This window comes from Shewanella sp. ECSMB14102, from assembly GCF_000813075.1.
Taxonomy (GTDB): Bacteria; Pseudomonadota; Gammaproteobacteria; order Enterobacterales; family Shewanellaceae; genus Shewanella; species Shewanella indica.
The window spans coordinates 53842-71468 of the sequence record NZ_JWGX01000041.1; the positions used below are offsets into that span (position 1 = coordinate 53842).

The 17627-nt window shown below is 54.4% G+C and carries 18 protein-coding genes; 8 read left to right on the forward strand and 10 right to left on the reverse strand.

Features of this window, described 5'->3' with window-relative positions; genetic code table 11:
- Nucleotides 1-218: 218 nt before the first annotated feature.
- A complete protein-coding gene (locus RC73_RS14035) occupies nt 219-608 on the forward strand; it encodes a GreA/GreB family elongation factor (RefSeq protein WP_224867961.1) in 390 nt (129 codons plus the stop codon).
- A gap of 617 nt (nt 609-1225) precedes the next feature.
- On the opposite strand, the gene RC73_RS14040 is transcribed toward RC73_RS14035, so the two are convergent.
- Nucleotides 1226-2029 (reverse strand): AraC family transcriptional regulator, encoded by an 804-nt coding sequence (locus tag RC73_RS14040; RefSeq protein ID WP_039035239.1) that lies wholly within the window; start codon nt 2027-2029, stop codon nt 1226-1228.
- Nucleotides 2030-2154: 125 nt separating this feature from the next.
- On the opposite strand from RC73_RS14040, the gene RC73_RS14045 reads away from it, so the two are divergent.
- A complete protein-coding gene (locus tag RC73_RS14045; protein ID WP_039035240.1) occupies nt 2155-3042 on the forward strand; it encodes a DMT family transporter in 888 nt (295 codons plus the stop codon).
- A 426-nt stretch (nt 3043-3468) separates the two neighbouring features.
- Nucleotides 3469-3600 carry a hypothetical protein gene (locus tag RC73_RS21395; protein WP_256213884.1) on the forward strand — a complete coding sequence of 44 codons (132 nt, stop codon included), beginning with the start codon at nt 3469-3471 and terminating at the stop codon, nt 3598-3600.
- Between the two features lie 84 nt (nt 3601-3684).
- Here the strand turns inward: RC73_RS21395 and RC73_RS14050 are convergent, their stop codons facing one another.
- Together RC73_RS14050 and zntR are read right to left on the reverse strand one after the other, a co-directional pair.
- Nucleotides 3685-5019, reverse strand: a complete 1335-nt coding sequence (locus tag RC73_RS14050) for an SO_0444 family Cu/Zn efflux transporter (protein WP_039035241.1) — start codon at nt 5017-5019, stop codon at nt 3685-3687.
- Nucleotides 5013-5504: a Zn(2+)-responsive transcriptional regulator gene (gene zntR / locus RC73_RS14055; protein WP_039035242.1), complete on the reverse strand. Its 492-nt coding sequence runs from the start codon at nt 5502-5504 to the stop codon at nt 5013-5015. The genes RC73_RS14050 and zntR overlap by 7 nt, the downstream gene beginning before the upstream one ends.
- A 276-nt stretch (nt 5505-5780) precedes the next feature.
- Between zntR and purH the strand changes: the two genes are divergently transcribed.
- Both purH and purD read left to right on the forward strand, forming a co-directional pair.
- A complete protein-coding gene (gene purH / locus RC73_RS14060; protein WP_039035254.1) occupies nt 5781-7370 on the forward strand; it encodes a bifunctional phosphoribosylaminoimidazolecarboxamide formyltransferase/IMP cyclohydrolase in 1590 nt (529 codons plus the stop codon).
- Nucleotides 7371-7504: 134 nt separating this feature from the next.
- Nucleotides 7505-8800 carry a phosphoribosylamine--glycine ligase gene (gene purD / locus RC73_RS14065; RefSeq protein ID WP_039035243.1) on the forward strand — a complete coding sequence of 432 codons (1296 nt, stop codon included), beginning with the start codon at nt 7505-7507 and terminating at the stop codon, nt 8798-8800.
- A gap of 153 nt (nt 8801-8953) precedes the next feature.
- Here purD and RC73_RS14070 read toward each other — a convergent pair whose 3' ends face one another.
- From RC73_RS14070 to RC73_RS14085, 4 genes are all read right to left on the reverse strand, one after another.
- Entirely contained in the window at nt 8954-9682 is a 729-nt protein-coding gene (locus RC73_RS14070; protein ID WP_028781383.1) for a fumarate reductase iron-sulfur subunit, read from the reverse strand.
- The gene (locus tag RC73_RS14075) at nt 9679-11706 is read right to left on the reverse strand and encodes a fumarate reductase flavoprotein subunit (protein ID WP_039035244.1); all 2028 of its coding nucleotides are present in this window, start codon (nt 11704-11706) and stop codon (nt 9679-9681) included. Before RC73_RS14075 ends, RC73_RS14070 begins: the two co-directional genes overlap by 4 nt.
- A gap of 65 nt (nt 11707-11771) precedes the next feature.
- Nucleotides 11772-12437, reverse strand: a complete 666-nt coding sequence (locus RC73_RS14080) for a fumarate reductase cytochrome b subunit (RefSeq protein WP_039035245.1) — start codon at nt 12435-12437, stop codon at nt 11772-11774.
- Nucleotides 12438-12567: 130 nt separating this feature from the next.
- The gene (locus RC73_RS14085) at nt 12568-13293 is read right to left on the reverse strand and encodes a fumarate reductase cytochrome b subunit (protein WP_052248200.1); all 726 of its coding nucleotides are present in this window, start codon (nt 13291-13293) and stop codon (nt 12568-12570) included.
- Between the two features lie 351 nt (nt 13294-13644).
- Here RC73_RS14085 and prmA point away from each other — a divergent pair, with 351 nt between their 5' ends.
- From prmA to fis, 3 genes are all read left to right on the forward strand, one after another.
- A complete protein-coding gene (gene prmA, locus RC73_RS14090; RefSeq protein WP_039035246.1) occupies nt 13645-14526 on the forward strand; it encodes a 50S ribosomal protein L11 methyltransferase in 882 nt (293 codons plus the stop codon).
- 152 nt (nt 14527-14678) lie between these two features.
- On the forward strand, nt 14679-15650 hold the full coding sequence (dusB, locus tag RC73_RS14095; protein WP_039035247.1) for a tRNA dihydrouridine synthase DusB: 972 nt from the start codon (nt 14679-14681) through the stop codon (nt 15648-15650).
- A 14-nt stretch (nt 15651-15664) separates the two neighbouring features.
- Complete coding sequence (gene fis, locus RC73_RS14100; RefSeq protein ID WP_025011339.1) at nt 15665-15970, forward strand: DNA-binding transcriptional regulator Fis; 306 nt, start codon at nt 15665-15667, stop codon at nt 15968-15970.
- Between the two features lie 247 nt (nt 15971-16217).
- Here the strand turns inward: fis and RC73_RS14105 are convergent, their stop codons facing one another.
- From RC73_RS14105 to RC73_RS21205, 3 genes are read right to left on the reverse strand one after another with little or no spacing between them, the layout of a single operon-like run.
- The gene (locus RC73_RS14105; RefSeq protein ID WP_039035248.1) at nt 16218-16673 is read right to left on the reverse strand and encodes a helix-turn-helix transcriptional regulator; all 456 of its coding nucleotides are present in this window, start codon (nt 16671-16673) and stop codon (nt 16218-16220) included.
- On the reverse strand, nt 16670-17278 hold the full coding sequence (locus RC73_RS14110; RefSeq protein WP_160289579.1) for a HipA domain-containing protein: 609 nt from the start codon (nt 17276-17278) through the stop codon (nt 16670-16672). The genes RC73_RS14105 and RC73_RS14110 overlap by 4 nt, the downstream gene beginning before the upstream one ends.
- A complete protein-coding gene (locus tag RC73_RS21205; protein WP_143078368.1) occupies nt 17250-17459 on the reverse strand; it encodes a hypothetical protein in 210 nt (69 codons plus the stop codon). Before RC73_RS21205 ends, RC73_RS14110 begins: the two co-directional genes overlap by 29 nt.
- Between the last annotated feature and the right edge of the window lie 168 nt (nt 17460-17627).

Below are 17627 nucleotides of genomic sequence, written 5' to 3' on the forward strand. Positions count from 1 at the left end.
TACGATCTCCTTGGGCTATGGTGGGTGTTGGTCATATTTTCCCTTATTTTTAAGTGCTTGCACTTGCATTGATGTTGCGGAGGCTCATTATGTACAGTCACACTTTTTCTCTCAAGAGCACCTCACTGACATTTCCAGTGTAAGCCGGGTGCGGCCGCGCATCCGGCAGTAACAAAGTTTTCTATTCATTTTCCGTTTCAGCCTGTGAGGTTGTGGTGGTGTATAAATCTTTGTCTGCACTGGCAGATCTATTTTCATTCAAAACATCGCAGCTCTATCTGCAAAACTCGTTCAATGTCTCATTGAGACCACTGACCCTGGCATCGGTGATCGCCAGACTGGCGCAACCCTGTCCCGGCGGCGGTGTGGTGCACCCGGGAACCAAGGCGCGCCTGCAAAACCTGAAAACCGGCGAATTTCTGGAGGTAGAGTTGGTTTATCCACAACAACATGATCCCGACTCCGGCCGCTATTCGGTATTGTCCGATCTGGGCGAAGCCCTGCTCGGATGTACGCTGGATGAACTGATTGAAGTGGATGTACCAGGTGGCCCCGTGCTGTTTCAGATCTTATCCCTGAACCAGCCAAGGCCCTGCCTGCCAGCCTGATTGCATGCTTATAGACGCTTAACAAGAGGAGACAGTGCCTTGAAGTGTTTAATTCAGCCGTGAACTGCCCCGACAGGATGATCCGGGGTTTGGCTTAATCCTTTGACCACCGCCTCTTTCCCGGTCGGTCAAAGGGGAAACAGCCCTCTCTCCTAGCAAAGCGGCGGCGTGGAGAGGGGTCATTGAAGAGGAGATACGCTCATGAGTAAAGAAAAAGCGAAGAAAAAACCAACTAAATCCCTGAAAGAAAAACGACGGGAAAAGCGCGAAAAACGCGCAGATCAAGAGTAAGCCCAAGCTACTCCTTCGGGAAGGTGCAAATAAGTCCCATGTGTGCTCTGCGTCGGCTTACAGGCCTGAATGCAAGGCGTGGTTCGCAGCAAATGGCCCTAGTCCTTTGCAAGAAACACAACACAGCAGGCAGGCCTGTAAGCCACGCCCTTCGGGGCTTTCACTGCAAAGGGCTCTCTGCGTTATCCGACTTCGACAGGCCCCGGCATGCCTTCAGTCAGATGCCTTGAACGCCAATTGCTGTGTAAGCCAGAGTGCCACGAGGACTTGTTCGCACCTTCCTTAGTTTCGAGCCACCTTTTGGGCGCCTTAAGGCGCCCCTTTTTTCAAGGAAGAACAAGGGCACTTCCTTGGGCCAGTTGTTGCCTGTAAGCCTGTGGTGTACAACCGGCATACTTGCGAAACAAACTAATAAAGGGCGAGGTCTGATGATACCCCAGCGTCAATGCCACCTCTTTTACTGATATCGCTTGCCGCAGCAATTGTAAACTGTGGATAAAGCGATAACGTTGCCGCCACTCGGTATAGTTCATCCCAAGCCTTGCCTGGCACAAGCGCGCCAACGTACGTTCTGTTGTCCCCAAGGTATCTGCCCAGGCAGCAAAACTGCGCCCGCCCTCAGGTACGGCTTCCAGCTCGGCAGCTATGGCTTGCAACATGGGATGGTCGGTTACCGGTAAAAAAGGCTGCACTTCCCTGGCCCGACTCAATTGATCCAACAGCACCTTAAGCAGCCTTTGATCCTCAGGCGTATGGGCCAACTCAACACCTCTTGAGTTCAAGTCCATCAAAATAGCTTCCGCTATCGGACTCAACTCCAGTAGGCAGATGTGCTTGGGCAGCCTGGTAGCCAGTTCCTGCGGCACATTCATTGAACTGTACTGCACGCAGCGGCGCATGTAGCTCTCATGTTTTATACCGACCGGGATCCAGATACCGCACTGCGACAACGACATAAAGCGCCGCCCTTGAGCCACCAGCTCCATCAAACCACCGCGACTCAATTGCAGTTGCCCCCAGGTATGGCTGTGCATGGGTGTCAGCGTATCGGGTGAAAACTGCTGGTAATAGAAAAACACCTGTGAGCCATCACCAGGATGCTGCCCCGGTGGATGATAAATATTAGCCATATACCTATGTCCGAAGGCGGATTGAACTTGTCTGATAGCAGATATGTATATCACATAAGACGTGAAATAATCTGCCCCTATTATCTATCTGTTAAGCCTTGTTCTTAGGGCTGAGGAGTCCTTTTTTGTATCTTTTTCCCTTATTGGCGGTAGCCATCTGGGCCGGCAATAGTCTGGTTAATAAACTCTCCGCCGATGTTATAGCGCCGGAAGCCATCTCCTTCTATCGTTGGGCCTTTGCACTTTTGTTATTGACCCCAGTGTTGCTTCCCGGGGTTTGGCGCCGCCGCGCCATGATTCGCCCTCATCTTGGCAAACTCGCCGTGTTGGCAAGCCTAGGAATGGTGCTGAACCAAAGCCTGGCGTATTTTGCCGCCGCGACCACCAGCGCCACCAATATGGCATTGATCACCTCTCTGGTGCCGGTTCTCAGCCTGTTGCTGGCGGTGCCTTTACTCGGAGTAAGGCTCTCCAAATTGGCACTGCTTGGCGCCTTTATCTCCTTCAGCGGCTTACTGTTTATGCTCAGCCAAGGCGACTTGGCCCGGCTGTCCACCTCAGTGGTTCCCGGCGATCTCCTGTTACTGCTGGCCGCCGTGGTCTACGCCCTCTACGGCGTGCTGTTGAAACGCTGGTCACTGCAACTGCCGACCTGGGATTTGTTGTACGTGCAAATACTGTTCGCCGTGTTCATGCTGTCCCCCCTGCTGCTTTTTGCCAGCAGTATCAGCATTACTCAGGCTTCACTGCCCTTGATAGCCTATGCCGCTATCTGTGCCTCGATTCTGGCGCCTTGGGCCTGGATCAAAGCAATAGCCCTACTGGGCACAGAGAGAACTGCCATCTTTATGAATCTGATGCCAATTTTCACTGCCGTGCTGGCATCCACGCTACTGGATGAGCAATTGGGAATACCTCACTATGTCGGCGGTGCTTTAGTGCTGACCGGGGTCAGCCTGGTGCAGTATCGAGCCAGACGCCCAAGAGCCATACTCAAGGCGGAAGCACTTTAAAAAAGTTGTGGCAGAGACAGATTCGTCCAAGCTTTCACTCGCTCTCTCACACAATCTTGCGCACGGCCCTGGCCACTTTGTAGTGAAATACTCTTAGAAAATTCTTGCAAAGGGCCAGGGCCATTGGCTGCGAACCGCGCCTTGCGTCCAGGCCTGCAAACCGACGCACTGCACAGATAAAGCTTGTTAACGCTCCTTAGTCAAATACCGTCTCAAAACCAGAGCGTTATTCACAAATATTCTATTGAAGCCGACAGCAGTATTTCGGCAACAGGCGTAAAATATTCAGGTCGGCCCAAGCCGACCAACTGGTTGAATCACGCCGGTGTCTGACTGACCGGTATGCCAGCTGTAAGTGGATCTTAAATTGCAGGAAGCGGGGAGATAAACCCCAGCCAGGCTTTCGCTATCAATGGAATCAACACCATGAAAGAGCACAAAAACAGCAAAGAGCAAAAGAAGAAACCCATGCACTCTGCCAAGGAGAAACGGGCCGCCAAAATAGCCAAGAAACAGGCCAAACTCAATCCTGTGGAGAATATCAAACAAAGCAAATGACCCCCTCCCTTCACAGCCCCTGTTTGGCAATAGATAAAACGAAAGGCGCTCAATCGAGCGCCTTTCCCTATATTCAGTTGAGTGTCAGCCAGAGCAGCAATCCCGCCGCAGCCAACGCCTGGGGATCTTGTCGTAAATCACCTTGCCCATCAGCAGCGCCAGAATAATCCCCGACCAGTTAACCACAGCCTGTGGCAGTAACTGGTGCTCTTCCCCTATCTGCGGCATCACTTCAAAACCAAAGTTCGCCACCAGCAGGTTCACCAGCATTCCGGCCAGCAGCGCCACCCCGAGTACCCCACCAAGATAGCCGTAAAGCGCCCGTTTACCCATCTCTTTGGCGACTACGCCCAGAGTAGCTATGTTGGTGGCAGGTCCCGCCAGCATAAATACCAACACAGCGCCCGGGGAAACCCCGGCCAACAGCAAACCTGCCGCTATCGGCGTTGAAGCTGTGGCACAGATATACATGGGGATGGAGATGAGAACCATCACCAACATAGCCAGAATACCGCCGCCCCATTGGGCCAGGAAGTCTCCCGGCACATAGGTCTGTACCAGCGCGGCAAAGAACAACCCCACCAGCAACCAGATGGCGGTGTCACGCACCAAATCCGTGGCGGCATACTTGAGACCGGCCAGCACTCTATGCAAGACAGACTTCGACTTAAGTTCAGCCGCCATGTCATCACTGTCGCAGCAGCTTGAGGCCGATTGTGATGAAGAACAACATGAAGCCGTCTCTACCTTGGGTTGCGAGCAGCAGGACTGAGTGGCTTCCCCCTTGACCGAAGAGCAACAAGACCTGCCGGCGGTGCTGACCTTAGCGGTACTGACCTTGGCCGTACTGCAGCAGTCTGCCTCTTGCACCTTGGCCGGGGCACAACAGGAACTCTGAGCTTGTGTCGGCGCGGCCTTGAGAGGACTGTAGTTGGCGGCGACTGCCGGCTTGAACTGGGCCACGGTTTTAGCTTGAGCCTTCTCCGGCTCGCTCATCTTCACTGCCTCAGAGGGCAAAACCGGCTCATCATCGCGGCCAACCAGCAAACCCGCCACTATGGCACTGCATACCGCGGCAATGGGCCTGACAATCGCCATAAAGGGGCCGAGTAGAACATAGGACACAGTGACCGAATCGACGCCGGTTTCAGGGGTCGACACCAGAAAAGAGGTGGTGGCAGCCTTGGAGGCGCCGCTGCGCCTCAGGCCAACGGCGGCCGGGATAACGCCGCAAGAACACAGCGGCAAAGGCGCTCCCAGCAGGGCCGCCTTAACCGTGGTCTTGAGGCCATGGCCCCCCAATTGCTTTTGCATCCAGCTCATGGGAACAAAAACCTTCAGCAGCCCCGCCAGCACCAGCCCCAATAGCAGCCAGGGTGCCGACTCGAGAAACAGCTCAATAAAATTATCCATCAACATGATTTTGCGCCCCTACTTGCACGGCTATTGGCATGACTGTGATTGTGACCCTTGCCGGTTTCGACTCTGGGGGACAGCTCATCGTCACAAGACTCCAACGCCTCCAGAATCGAACAATGCTCGGCACTTTCCGGGCCGCCACAGCAAGTATCAGACAGTAACTGCAAAGACTGGCGGAACTGGTTAAGCTCGGCAATTTTCTGCTGCACCTTATCCAACTTGTCGTCCACCATGCCTTTGACATCGCTGCAGGCACGGTTGGACTTATCCAGTTCAATGGACAAGAGTTCGGCTATCTCCCCCAGGGTAAAACCCACCGCCTTGGCCCTGAGAATAAACTTCAGCCGCTCGGCATCCCTGTCGCTGTAGACCCGGTAGCCGGAGTCGGTGCGCATAGAGGGTGCCAGCAGGCCGTGTTTCTCGTAAAACCTCAGGGTATCGGCCTTGATATCAAAGCGCTTGGCCAGTTCACCTATCCTGTACATATGCAGTTCCTGCTAATAATTCCTATTCAAGTATAAAGCTTGGAGCTTAATCCAAGGTCAAGTGTTTTTTAGCCCGCTTCGAGGTTTTGGCTTGTTCGCAGAGCAATATTGTGAAACGCGTAGAAAAAACACCGCCACAAATTGTTTTACGTTAAAATACAGCGCGCCTTGAGGGTTCCCGGACCATTCGAGGGACTTTTGGAAAACAATGCCAATCAGCACTGCCTGGTTTTCCGAAAGATCCTTGAATATAAAAAAGTGGAATACTGTACCCAAATGAATAATGCCAGACCCATACGTCGCGCGCTCTTGAGCGTATCTGATAAGACCGGAATCCTGGAGTTCGCCAAGGCGCTGCATGCCCAGGGCGTTGAACTGCTGTCCACCGGAGGCACCGCCCGCTTGCTGGCGGATAACGCTATACCTGTCATTGAAGTTTCAGACTACACAGGTCACCCAGAGATCATGGATGGCCGGGTCAAGACACTGCATCCCAAAGTGCATGGCGGTATTCTCGCCCGTCGTGGCCAGGACGAAGCCGTCATGGAAGCCAACGGCATAGGCCCGATTGACCTGGTGGCCGTTAACCTCTACCCCTTCGCCGAAACCGTTGCCAAACCGGGTTGTACCCTGGAAGACGCCATCGAGAATATCGATATCGGCGGCCCAACCATGGTGCGCGCCGCGGCCAAGAACCATAAAGACGTCACCATAGTGGTCAACGCCTCTGACTATCAACGCGTACTGGCAGAAATGGCGGCCCACCAGGGTTCAACCACTCTGGCGACCCGTTTCGATCTGGCCATTGCCGCCTTTGAACATACGGCCGCCTATGATGGCATGATAGCCAACTACTTCGGTACTCAGGTTCCGGCCCACAGCAAGGACGAATGTCACCAGGATTCCAAGTTCCCGCGCACCTTCAACACTCAGTTGCTGAAGAAGCAAGATCTGCGCTACGGCGAAAACAGCCACCAGAGTGCCGCCTTCTATGTTGACCTCAACACAGACGAAGCCTCGGTCGCCACTGCCGTGCAGCTGCAGGGTAAGGCGCTGTCTTACAACAATATCGCCGACACTGACGCCGCGCTGGAATGCGTCAAGGAGTTTGAGCAACCCGCCTGCGTTATCGTCAAGCACGCCAACCCCTGTGGTGTCGCCCTGGGCAGCGATCTGCTGGACGCATACAACCGCGCCTTCAAGACAGACCCTACCTCGGCCTTCGGCGGCATCATCGCCTTCAACCGTGAGCTAGACGGCGCTACTGCGGCGGCCATTGTCGAGCGTCAGTTTGTTGAAGTGATTATCGCTCCTAAAGTCAGCGAGCAAGCCCGCGAGCTGGTTGCCAAGAAAGCCAATGTCCGCCTGCTTGAATGTGGTCAGTGGCAAGGCCGTACCAAGGGCCTGGATTACAAGCGGGTCAACGGTGGTCTGCTGATCCAGGACAGAGATCAGGGCATGGTGACCGAGGCCGACCTCAAGGTGGTCAGCAAGCGTCAACCTACTGCCGAAGAAATCAAAGATCTGCTGTTCTGTTGGAAGGTCGCCAAGTTCGTTAAGTCCAACGCCATTGTTTATGCCAAAGACGGCATGACCATAGGGGTGGGCGCAGGTCAAATGAGCCGGGTCTACAGCGCCAAAATCGCCGGTATCAAGGCCGCCGATGAAGGCCTGGTCGTGGAAGGTTCTGTGATGGCATCCGATGCCTTCTTCCCCTTCCGTGACGGTATCGATGCCGCTGCTGCTGCCGGTATCAGCTGCATCATTCAACCCGGTGGCTCCATCCGCGATGAAGAGGTGATTGCCGCTGCAGACGAGCATGGAATGGCCATGGTATTTACCAATATGCGCCACTTCCGTCACTGATAGTCAGCAGGCCCAAACCGGCCTGCACTGATGCAATGAACTTATCGCCGGAATAACCTCCGGCGATTCGCCGTAACAAAGCCCTGCCCGGCCGGAACCTGCCCGCAAGGCGTTAAGCGAAAAAGGATAAGAAGATGCAAGTACTCGTGATTGGTGGTGGTGGTCGTGAACATGCCCTGGCCTGGAAGGCAGCGCAATCTGCCGCCGTGGAAACCGTATTTGTTGCCCCAGGGAATGCCGGCACTGCGCTGGAGCCCAAGCTGGAAAACCTGGCGATAGAAGCCACGGATATCCCGGCGCTGCTGGCCTTTGCCAAGCAACAACAGATAACCCTCACCATAGTCGGCCCAGAGGCCCCTCTGGTACTGGGAGTGGTCGATGCCTTCCGCGCCGAAGGCCTGAATATCTTTGGCCCCACAGAAGCGGCGGCGCAACTGGAAGGCTCCAAGGCCTTTACCAAAGACTTTCTTGCCCGCCACAGGATCCCAACCGCCGACTACCAGAACTTCACTGAAATTGCCCCGGCCAAGGCCTATGTCGCCGAGCTTGCCGGTCGCACTGGTTTCCCTGTGGTGATCAAGGCCGATGGCCTGGCCGCCGGGAAAGGGGTGATCATCGCCCAGGATCAAACCGAGGCCGATGCCGCCATCGACGATATGCTGGCAGGCAATAAGTTCGGCGAAGCCGGCTCCAGAGTGGTCGTTGAGGAGTTTCTGCGCGGCGAAGAAGCCAGCTTTATCGTGATGGTCGACGGCAACAATATTCTGCCTATGGCCACCAGCCAGGATCACAAGGCCCGTGACAACGCCGACAACGGCCCCAACACAGGCGGCATGGGTGCTTACTCCCCGGCGCCGGTTGTCACCCAAACAGTGCACGATTGGGTCATGGCCAATGTTATCCGGCCAACGGTTGACGGCATGGCCGCCGAAGGCAATGTCTACACCGGCTTCCTCTATGCCGGCTTGATGATTGCCGCCGATGGCAGCGCCAAGGTGCTGGAATACAACTGCCGCTTCGGCGACCCCGAGACTCAACCTATCATGATGCGCCTCAAGTCGGATCTGGTGGAGCTCTGCCTGGCCGCCTGCCGTGGTGAGCTGGACAAGGTCAGCGCCGAATATGATCAGCGCGCCGCCGTCGGTGTGGTCATGGCCGCCGGGGGTTATCCGGATGATTACCGCAAGGGTGATGTTATCGAAGGGCTGTCGCTCGGCAATAATGAAGCCAAGGTGTTCCACGCCGGTACCAAGATGGTCGATGGCCATGTAGTTACCAATGGCGGCCGGGTATTGTGCGCCACCGCGTTGGGCAACACAGTGACCGAGGCCCAGCAGGCCGCTTATGCCCTGGTGGATGAAGTCCATTGGGACGATGTCTACTTCAGAACCGACATAGGCTATCGCGCCATCGCCCGCGAGCAGGCATAACGGCTTTCACTCAGTAAACCAGACTCAACAGTCAACAGAAAAGCCCGGAATTTTCCGGGCTTTTCTGTTTGAACCTCAGCTTAGCTCTTTGAGGGCTTAGTTCTCTGAAGGCATAGTTCCCTGAAGGCTTAGTTTTCTGAATGCTTAATCACTTTAAAGCAAGGTACTGGCCATCTTGCGGCGCAGGTAGGCTATCTGCTGCATATGGGGCAAGTCTTTAGGACAGTTGTCCTGACATCCCAGCAGGGTCATACAACCGAACACCCCATCCTGATTGCCTATCACATGGTAGAAGTCCTCGGCGCTGCGGGCATCGCGGCTATCCAGCTCGAAGCGGGCGATTTTCATCATGCCGACGGCGCCGACAAAGGTGTCGCGCATCTGCTTGGTGGCGCAGGCCGAGACGCAGACACCGCACTCCACACAGCGCTCCAGTTCATAGAGTCTGGCGGCTTCCTCCGGGTCCATCGGGGCTTCCAAATGGTGGATATCCTGCTGATCCGGCTTGGGGTGCAGCCACAGCTTGAGCCTTTCAGCCAGCTCACGCATAAACTTGCCTGTGTTGACCGACAGATCCCCTATCAGCTCAAAGCCTGGCAGCGGCATCAGGGTGATCAGTCCATCTGGATATTTGGCGGTCAAGGTGCGGCAAGCCAAGGTAGGAAAGCCGTTGATCACCATGGCGCAGCTGCCGCAAATCCCGGCGCGACAGACAAAGTCGAACTGCAACGATGGGTCCTGCTCCTCCCTGAGGCGATTGAGGGCGATAAATACCGTCATCCCCGGGGTTTCTTGCAGCTGATAGTCCACCATTTGTGGCTTGTCTCCCGCTTGCTGTGGGTCGTAACGGAAGATCCTGAAGGTTAAAGTGCGGCCACTCATGCGTTGTCATCTCCGGCAGGGTTAGGCTGAGAAGGGGTTGAAGTCTGTGGGTAAGCCAGGCGGTCGCTCAGGCGCTCGTTGCCGGGGCGCAGGCTTTCCGGCAGTTCGAACGGCATCAGCGCCCGCTGCTTGTCTTCAGCGCCGGCATCCGGCCCCAAAGACGCGAGAATGGCAGCAATCTCCTGCTCGCGTTTGGCGGTATCCGGATGGGCAATGGCATTGTCGGCACCATAGCCGCGATAGCCGGGCGGCAGTTCCATCTGCATCACATCCAGCGCCTCGTAGCTGAGCACAGGCTCCAGCGCGTCGGCGTCCGGCCAACTGGCCAGGGTACGGCTGAGCCAGTCTTTGTCGTTACGCTGCGGGTAATCCTCGCGGGCATGGGCACCACGGCTCTCGGTGCGCACCAGGGCGCCGCAGGCAACTGTCAGCGCCACCTTAAGCATACGCCTGACCCGTAGGGCCTCGACCAACTCGGGGTTGGCGTGGCGCTTCTTGCAGGTGACAACAATATTGCGCGAACGAGCCAGCAAATCCTTGAGTTCGGCCACCGCCTTTTCCAGCTCTGGGCCGTTACGGAAGATGCCAACATAGTCCATCATCACTCTTTGCATCAGGCGCTTGAGCTCAAACGGGCTCTCGCCCTGCTCCCGAGCCAGCAACTCGTCTATTTCCTGGTTGAGCTCATCACGGAAACGCTGCACCAGCGCCGTATCCAGCACCAACTCCTCCTGCTCGCAGAAGTCGGCCACATATTTGCCTATGATCATGCCGCCGACCACGGTTTCCGCCAGCGAATTACCGCCCAAACGGTTAAAGCCATGCATGTCCCAACAGGCCGCCTCACCGACACTGAACAGCCCCTTGAGCTGCGGGCTCTCCCCTGTGTGATTGGTGCGAATACCGCCCATAGAATAGTGCTGGGTCGGCCGCACCGGGATCCACTCTTCGGCCGGATCTATACCGAGGAAGTTCTCGCAGATCTCTTTGACTTCCCTCAGGTTGGTTTCCACATGCTTGCGCCCCAGCAGGGTGATATCCAGCCACAGGTGAGGGCCATAGGGGCTGTCGACTCCCTTGCCCTTGCGCATATGCTCTGTCATCCGCCGTGATACCACGTCACGGGAGGCCAGCTCTTTCTTTTCCGGCTCATAGTCAGGCATAAAGCGGTAGCCGTCTTTATCCCGCAGCAAGCCACCGTCTCCACGGCAGCCCTCTGTGGTCAGAATGCCCACGGGCACTATGGCCGTGGGGTGGAACTGCACGGCTTCCATATTGCCAAGGGTCGCCACCCCGGTTTCCAGCGCCAGCGCCTGGCCTATCCCCTCACAGATCACCGCATTGGTGGACACCTCATAGATACGGCCATAGCCGCCCGTGGCTATGGTGGTGGCCCGGGCGATATAGGCCCTGAGTTCACCTGTGATCAAACAGCGGGCAATAACCCCATGGCAGCGGCTGCCGTCGTGGATGAGTTTCAGCGCCTCGACCCGCTCATGCACCGGGATATCCATGGAGATCGCCTTGTTGTCCACCGCATACAGCAGCGAGTGGCCGGTACCATCGGCGGTGTAACAGGTGCGCCATTTCTTGGTACCGCCAAAGTCGCGGGCGTTGATCAGCCCGTGAGCCTCGGCGGCTTCTTCCAGAGTCACCTTTTCGGCATTGACCACAACTTGACGCGGCCCGGCAGTCACCCTGGTCCAGGGTACGCCCCAGTTGGCCAGCTCACGTACCGCCTTGGGAGCACAGTGGGCGAACATTCGCGCCACCTGCTGATCGCAGCCCCAGTCTGAGCCTTTGACCGTGTCCTGAAAATGCACATCTTCGCTGTCGCCCATGCCCTTGACGGTATTGCCGAGACTGGCCTGCATGCCGCCCTGGGCCGCGGCCGAGTGAGAGCGCTTGGCAGGGATCAGCGACAGTACCAGGGTATCCAGGCCACGCTCTTTGGAAGCGATGGCTACCCGCAGCCCCGCCAATCCGGCGCCGACAACCAACGAATCCGTATAGATGAGTTTCACACACACTCCTTATGGGACGGCCCAATGCCGTTTACCCGAAAGCTATCTGTTTGGGTTATCGATACTCAGCTCGCGTGGGGCCAAAAGGCCAGCAAGGACGCCAGACCTACGGCAATAAACGCCACACTGAGTATGGTTTTAATTTTTCTAAGGCGCGCCCGGCTGTTGAGATCCCGCGCTGCGCCCCATTTCAATGCCACCCGGTACAGTCCTATGGCGGCATGTAACTCCACGGTCAGCAGCAGTGGCAGGTACAAGGCCCAGGCATACTGGTTCCAAATCCTGTCGGCCGAGCCCTGTGGCCCTATGGTTTCCGGGGCCGAACCCACCAACCAAAGATGCACAGGAAGCAACAGCAAAATCACCACTCCGGTCGCGGCCTGCCACACCCACAAGCGGGTATCGCCATGATCAATTTGCACTAGTTGCTGTTTCAGAACTTTTTGCTGCCGGAGCGATAGAGGCAACTTGTGCAAAGCCACCAGCACATGCAGCAACGCCAACCCGGCAACGGCTATGGCTATCAGACTCACCACCCAGGGATAGCCGTGGCCATCGTCACTGAGAAAACTCAGCTCCATATTGCGGGCCACCCACTCCATTGCCGGCGCCCCCAGCAGTATTGAAGACACCAGCAACAGGTGGGTCCACAAAAACAGCGCCAACAACACGCCTGAAGCACTCTGCCCCAGATCCAACCAGCCTCCCCAGCGCTCATTCAGTCGTATCATCCGTATTCTCCCTGTCATCCAATGGCTTAACCGCTTAAAGATAGTCAAACCAATGTGGATCACAAAGGACGAACGAACCCTGAGGCAGATCAAACTTCTGCCGGTTAATTTACCTTTAACTGATATTGAGTTAACCGGGAACGAACGGCTGTAGCGGCAGGCGCAAATCATTACCTAGCAGCATATAGGTCACCAAACTGCCTAAACCAAGCACAATAAGGTATACAATCAATAGCTTGGCTATTTTCCTCAGGCCTGAGCGGTTAAAGCTGAGGCCCCATTTCACCGCCACCCGATACAGGCCTATCATGGCGTGGACCACCACCGCAGGCAGCAGCAGGATATACAGCATCCAGGTGTTGTCGTGCCAAACCCGGTAGGCCGACATATTGGGGCCGATTTCCGGATTGGCTATCATGGTGACCAGGTGCATGGGCACCAGGAAGAACAGGATAAAACCGGTGGCCAACTGCCAGAACCAGGCGTGGCTGTCGCGGTGTTTAATCAGATGCAAGTGGCTGCGCAGCGCCCGCCATTGGCCAAGCTGCGCCGGAAAGCGCCTGAGCGCCATGGCAGCATGCAGTATCACCACCAGCAGAATGAACACAGAGAAGAGTTGCGTCAGCAGTGGGTAACCGTGACCACTGGCACTGAACCAACCGCCTTCCAGCACCTGCACTACCTTATAGAAAGCCTCTTTACCCAGCATGATGCTGGATTCGAAGTGAAGATGCGCCAACAGAAACATGCCCAGCAAAATGCCGCTGGCACTCTGCAGGCGATCGGCTCTGGCCGACCAGTGGTGGCTGTTGGCATGACCGAGCCAACGCTCGGGGATGTGATATTTTGTCAGCATGTTTTTTGGGTACAGATCCTTGGGATCTACAACATAACTCACAGCCAAACTGCGCCAACAACCAAGGAGTCTGAATGTGACCTGCCTCAATCGAAAGTGGGGGATTATCTGATCATGCTCACAAATAAACCACTTACAGCAAAACAGAGGTAATACCAATTAACCAATATAAATCAAAAGTTTATTTGAAATTTTGAAACAAAAAAGACAGATAATTACCGTAAATTGCGCCACTGATGGGCCAAAGCTGAAACCGGGTTTCACTCCGCCCTCTTTACCCCGGTGTGCTGGCAAGGCCGGCAACCTATGGCTTACAATAGCGCTTTATTGTCCCCCACGAGAGAAGATTCCATGCCCTGGATCCAGTTACGCATCCACAGCAGCAGCGAGCACGCCGAAGCGCTCAGCGACCTGTTGCTGGAGGAAGGCAGTGTTTCCATCACCTTTGAAGATGGTAAAGATACACCGATTTTTGAGCCCAAACTGGGAGAAACCCCACTTTGGGCCGACACTGTGGTGGTCGCTCTGTTCGATGCCGGCACAGATCTGACTCCCACAGTCGAGATGCTCAAGCAACAACCCTTCCTCGAAGGCAAGCTGAACTACAAGATAGAGCAGATAGAAGATAAAGACTGGGTCCGCGAATGGATGGACAGCTTCCACCCCATTCAGTTCGGCAAGCGTCTGTGGATCTGTCCCAGCTGGCGTGAAATCCCAGAGCCAGAAGCCGTCAACGTGATCCTGGATCCCGGCCTGGCCTTTGGTACAGGCACACATCCCACAACGGCCCTGTGCCTGGAGTGGCTCGATGGCCTGGAGCTGCAAGGTAAACAGCTGGTCGACTTCGGCTGCGGTTCCGGCATTCTGGCGGTCGCCGGTCTCAAGCTGGGTGCAACCAACGCCATAGGCATAGACATAGACTACCAGGCGATAGACGCCTCCCGTGATAATGCCAAGCGCAACGGCGTGGATGACAAACTCAGCCTCTACCTGCCTGAAGATCAACCCAAAGATATTCAGGCCGATGTGTTGGTTGCCAATATTCTGGCAGGACCACTGCGGGAACTGGCCCCCCTGATCGCCGAGTTGGTTCGTCCGGGTGGCAAACTGGCGCTGTCCGGCTTACTGCAGGAACAAGCCGAAGAGATCCGCGAATTTTACGCTCAATGGTTCGAGATGGACGAAGCGGTTCACAAAGAAGATTGGAGCCGCTTGACAGGAGTGCGCAAATAGCGTTAAAGACTGCGCCAGAGCGCACTGGCGCTGACTTCCAACCAATCAAAAGTCAAGTAAAAAAGTTTTGCCCAGGTCATTTATTGACCTTTTCACCGCTGGCAAAAAGGCGTACTATAGCGCCCCTTTGAAGAGCAAGGTGAAACAGTAAAATGCAGATTGGACCCTATCAACTGAAGAATCAGCTGATCGTGGCACCAATGGCAGGTGTCACCGATCAGGCCTTCCGCAATCTCTGTATCCGTTATGGCGCAGCCATGGCAGTGTCAGAGATGCTTTCGTCCAATCCCGACCTTTGGGACACAGACAAGAGCCGCCAGAGAATGACGCACTCGGGTGAAGAAGGCATACGCTCAGTACAAATTGCCGGGGCTGACCCCGATAATATGGCTTGGGCCGCCCGCTACAATGTGGAGCAAGGCGCCCAAATCATAGATATCAACATGGGTTGTCCGGCAAAAAAAGTGAATAAAAAGCTCGCGGGTTCTGCCCTGCTACAATCGCCGGAACTGGTAAAGAAAATACTGGATGCCGTGGTTGCCGCAGTGGATGTGCCGGTAACGCTGAAGATTCGCACGGGCTGGGCCCCAGAACACAGAAATGGTGTTCAAATCGCCCGGATTGCCGAAGATAGTGGCATTACGGCGCTCGCGGTTCATGGCCGCACCCGCCAATGCATGTACAAGGGTCATGCCGAGTACGACACCATCAAGGCGATCAAACAGAATGTCTCGATTCCTGTTGTCGCCAACGGGGACATCGATAGTCCGGAGAAGGCGCGTTTCGTGCTGGATTACACAGGTGTCGATGCCCTGATGATAGGACGGGGTGCCCAGGGAAGGCCTTGGATTTTCAGAGAGATCCAGCATTACCTGGACACAGGTAGCAAGCTAGCGCCCATTGGGATGGCAGAGCAGCGTCAAGTGATGCTGGAACACCTAACCAAACTGTATGATTTATATGGGGAAGTAAAGGGCGTCCGCTTCGCCAGAAAACATATGGGATGGTACCTGGACCAGGAAGAACAGCGCCAGTTCCGTGCCGACTTTAACCGGCTGGAAACCGCTGCAGAACAATGTTCCATGGTGGAACGTTTTTTTGATGAATGTGTACTAGATAAATAAAGAGCAGAATACGAATGTTTGATCAGACAACTCACACAGAAGCTCATCAGCTTACCGTAGGCAAAATCGAAACCGCTAACGGCACCATCAAGCCCCAGTTACTGCGCGACGCCGTAAAGCGCGCTGTCAGCAACTTCTTCGCTCAGTTGGACGGTCAAGAAGCCCAGGAAGTTTATGAAATGGTGCTATGCGAAGTTGAAGCACCTCTGCTTGATATCATTATGCAGCACACTCGTGGCAACCAGACCCGCGCCGCCAATATGCTGGGCATCAACCGCGGCACACTGCGCAAGAAGCTGAAAAAATACGGCATGAACTAATCCATAAGGATTAAGAGCTTGTATTAAAAGAGAAAGCCAGTCACTACGACTGGCTTTTTTGCTTCTAGTTATACACCGAGTTACACACGCTCCTAGCTGGAGCAATCAGGGCCAGCTAGAAACTATGCAGTAGCTGGATGCTAACGACCGCTTCGATAACGAATGATCAAGGGAACCAGCGGGTAATCGAGAATAAATACAGTATGAAACTGTATTTATTCTCCCCACAAAGGCACAACCATAGTCGCTATTTGATGCCGGTAGAGATAGGCACAATCCCCACTCTCAGGCCAAAGGGTTTAAACAATCGGTCGAGAATATCAGTCTTATAGCTACCCCGATCGTTCTCAACGTCAGAGAGGGTCTTGCGTGACACTTTAGCCAAATTTGCATACTCCTCTTGGGTTAGACCTAAAACCTCAATACGTAAAGTTTTAAGAGCTTGCCCTTGAGTAAGTTCTCCGCGTAATAGCCTTTGGGTAACGCCTTCGATGGCCTTACGTCTCTCAACAGTACTCACCCTCCCGCTATGCTTGGAAGCGCGTTGGGGAGAAGGAGTTTGCTTTGCATGAGTCTCTTCAGCGCCTAGTGAGAGCCGGCGTTTTGACGCTTCAATTGCAACGTCACCAGCTTGCCGACGATTAGCTCTAAGACGAGCAATAGCCTCTTTAGCAGACTCAAGGGTAGATGTTTTATCACTCATACCAATCCCCACCTTGTTAGCTTGTCTTCGATATAAGTAAAGCCAATCGCAGGCATATCGATAATCCGTTCCGGTACACCACGCGCAATTAAGCGCTGCTTCAAGTTAAGACATTGCCGGGCGGTGAGCTTTAATGCTGCCATTAACTCTTGAGCAGGCACCAAATCGGCCAACGAATCGGCAATACCTTGGAAGTCATACTCCCCCCCAACTTCGAGCGGTGCTTGCCACTTTGTGGTTCTGGCCACCCCTTCAGGATCAGCCTTCATTGGTGCAAAATCATAGATAGGGGCAAGCTTTATCCAACCATCACCTTTAAGAAATGCGGTATTACGCCCGTGGTTATCACTGTTACCAAATAGGATATTGAGTAAGTCTCTCTGAACCCACTCAAGCACAAAAGCCTGAATATCAAACTGATAACCTTGCTCTAAGACCATATGGCTATGAGTGTTCTTGTGGACAAGCCTTCTTATGGTTTGCCCATGATCTAAGCTAACTCCCGCAGCTTTACCCAGTATCGAGTAAACCGATTCCATCGCGTAACGCTGCAGGCCGAGTTCATTGAAATAAATATCAAAACGCGGCAGCCACAATGATGTCATCGAGGAAACAAAGCCACCCCGGCTCATCAAAAAACAGGCTGACAGGGTGGTTTATCGAAACGGCATGCATGTCGTCTTTATTGAGTTCTGCCAAGGCATAATCTTGCTCGTAATCTAATGAGGTAAGCCGATAATGACCTTGTTCGCTGTTTGGAAAAGAGAGCTTTGCAATATCTAGCATTGGCTATTGATAAAAGCCTGAATGGTTAAATGTTCCATGAGCGCTCCCAAAGAAATTATGAGTATCAAAATACTCATTAAATCCCAAAAAGACAACTAATGAGTAACTAATTACTCAAACCCCGAATTCAGATAATAAGTGCACCACTCATGGTTAAACGGTGAGGAG

Excerpts from the sequence above, each read along its gene's own strand:
- RC73_RS14110 (WP_160289579.1), bottom strand. The coding sequence starts at position 17,278 with ATGACATCATTGTGGCTGCCGCGTTTTGATATTTATTTCAATGAACTC.
- zntR (WP_039035242.1), bottom strand. The coding sequence starts at position 5,504 with ATGTACAGGATAGGTGAACTGGCCAAGCGCTTTGATATCAAGGCCGAT.
- dusB (WP_039035247.1), top strand. The coding sequence starts at position 14,679 with ATGCAGATTGGACCCTATCAACTGAAGAATCAGCTGATCGTGGCACCA.
- RC73_RS14085 (WP_052248200.1), bottom strand. The coding sequence starts at position 13,293 with ATGCTGACAAAATATCACATCCCCGAGCGTTGGCTCGGTCATGCCAAC.
- prmA (WP_039035246.1), top strand. The coding sequence starts at position 13,645 with ATGCCCTGGATCCAGTTACGCATCCACAGCAGCAGCGAGCACGCCGAA.
- RC73_RS14105 (WP_039035248.1), bottom strand. The coding sequence starts at position 16,673 with ATGAGTGATAAAACATCTACCCTTGAGTCTGCTAAAGAGGCTATTGCT.
- RC73_RS21205 (WP_143078368.1), bottom strand. The coding sequence starts at position 17,459 with ATGCTAGATATTGCAAAGCTCTCTTTTCCAAACAGCGAACAAGGTCAT.
- RC73_RS14040 (WP_039035239.1), bottom strand. The coding sequence starts at position 2,029 with ATGGCTAATATTTATCATCCACCGGGGCAGCATCCTGGTGATGGCTCA.
- RC73_RS21395 (WP_256213884.1), top strand. The coding sequence starts at position 3,469 with ATGAAAGAGCACAAAAACAGCAAAGAGCAAAAGAAGAAACCCATGCAC.
- RC73_RS14070 (WP_028781383.1), bottom strand. The coding sequence starts at position 9,682 with ATGAGTGGCCGCACTTTAACCTTCAGGATCTTCCGTTACGACCCACAG.
- RC73_RS14050 (WP_039035241.1), bottom strand. The coding sequence starts at position 5,019 with ATGTTGATGGATAATTTTATTGAGCTGTTTCTCGAGTCGGCACCCTGG.
- purD (WP_039035243.1), top strand. The coding sequence starts at position 7,505 with ATGCAAGTACTCGTGATTGGTGGTGGTGGTCGTGAACATGCCCTGGCC.
- purH (WP_039035254.1), top strand. The coding sequence starts at position 5,781 with ATGAATAATGCCAGACCCATACGTCGCGCGCTCTTGAGCGTATCTGAT.
- RC73_RS14080 (WP_039035245.1), bottom strand. The coding sequence starts at position 12,437 with ATGATACGACTGAATGAGCGCTGGGGAGGCTGGTTGGATCTGGGGCAG.
- fis (WP_025011339.1), top strand. The coding sequence starts at position 15,665 with ATGTTTGATCAGACAACTCACACAGAAGCTCATCAGCTTACCGTAGGC.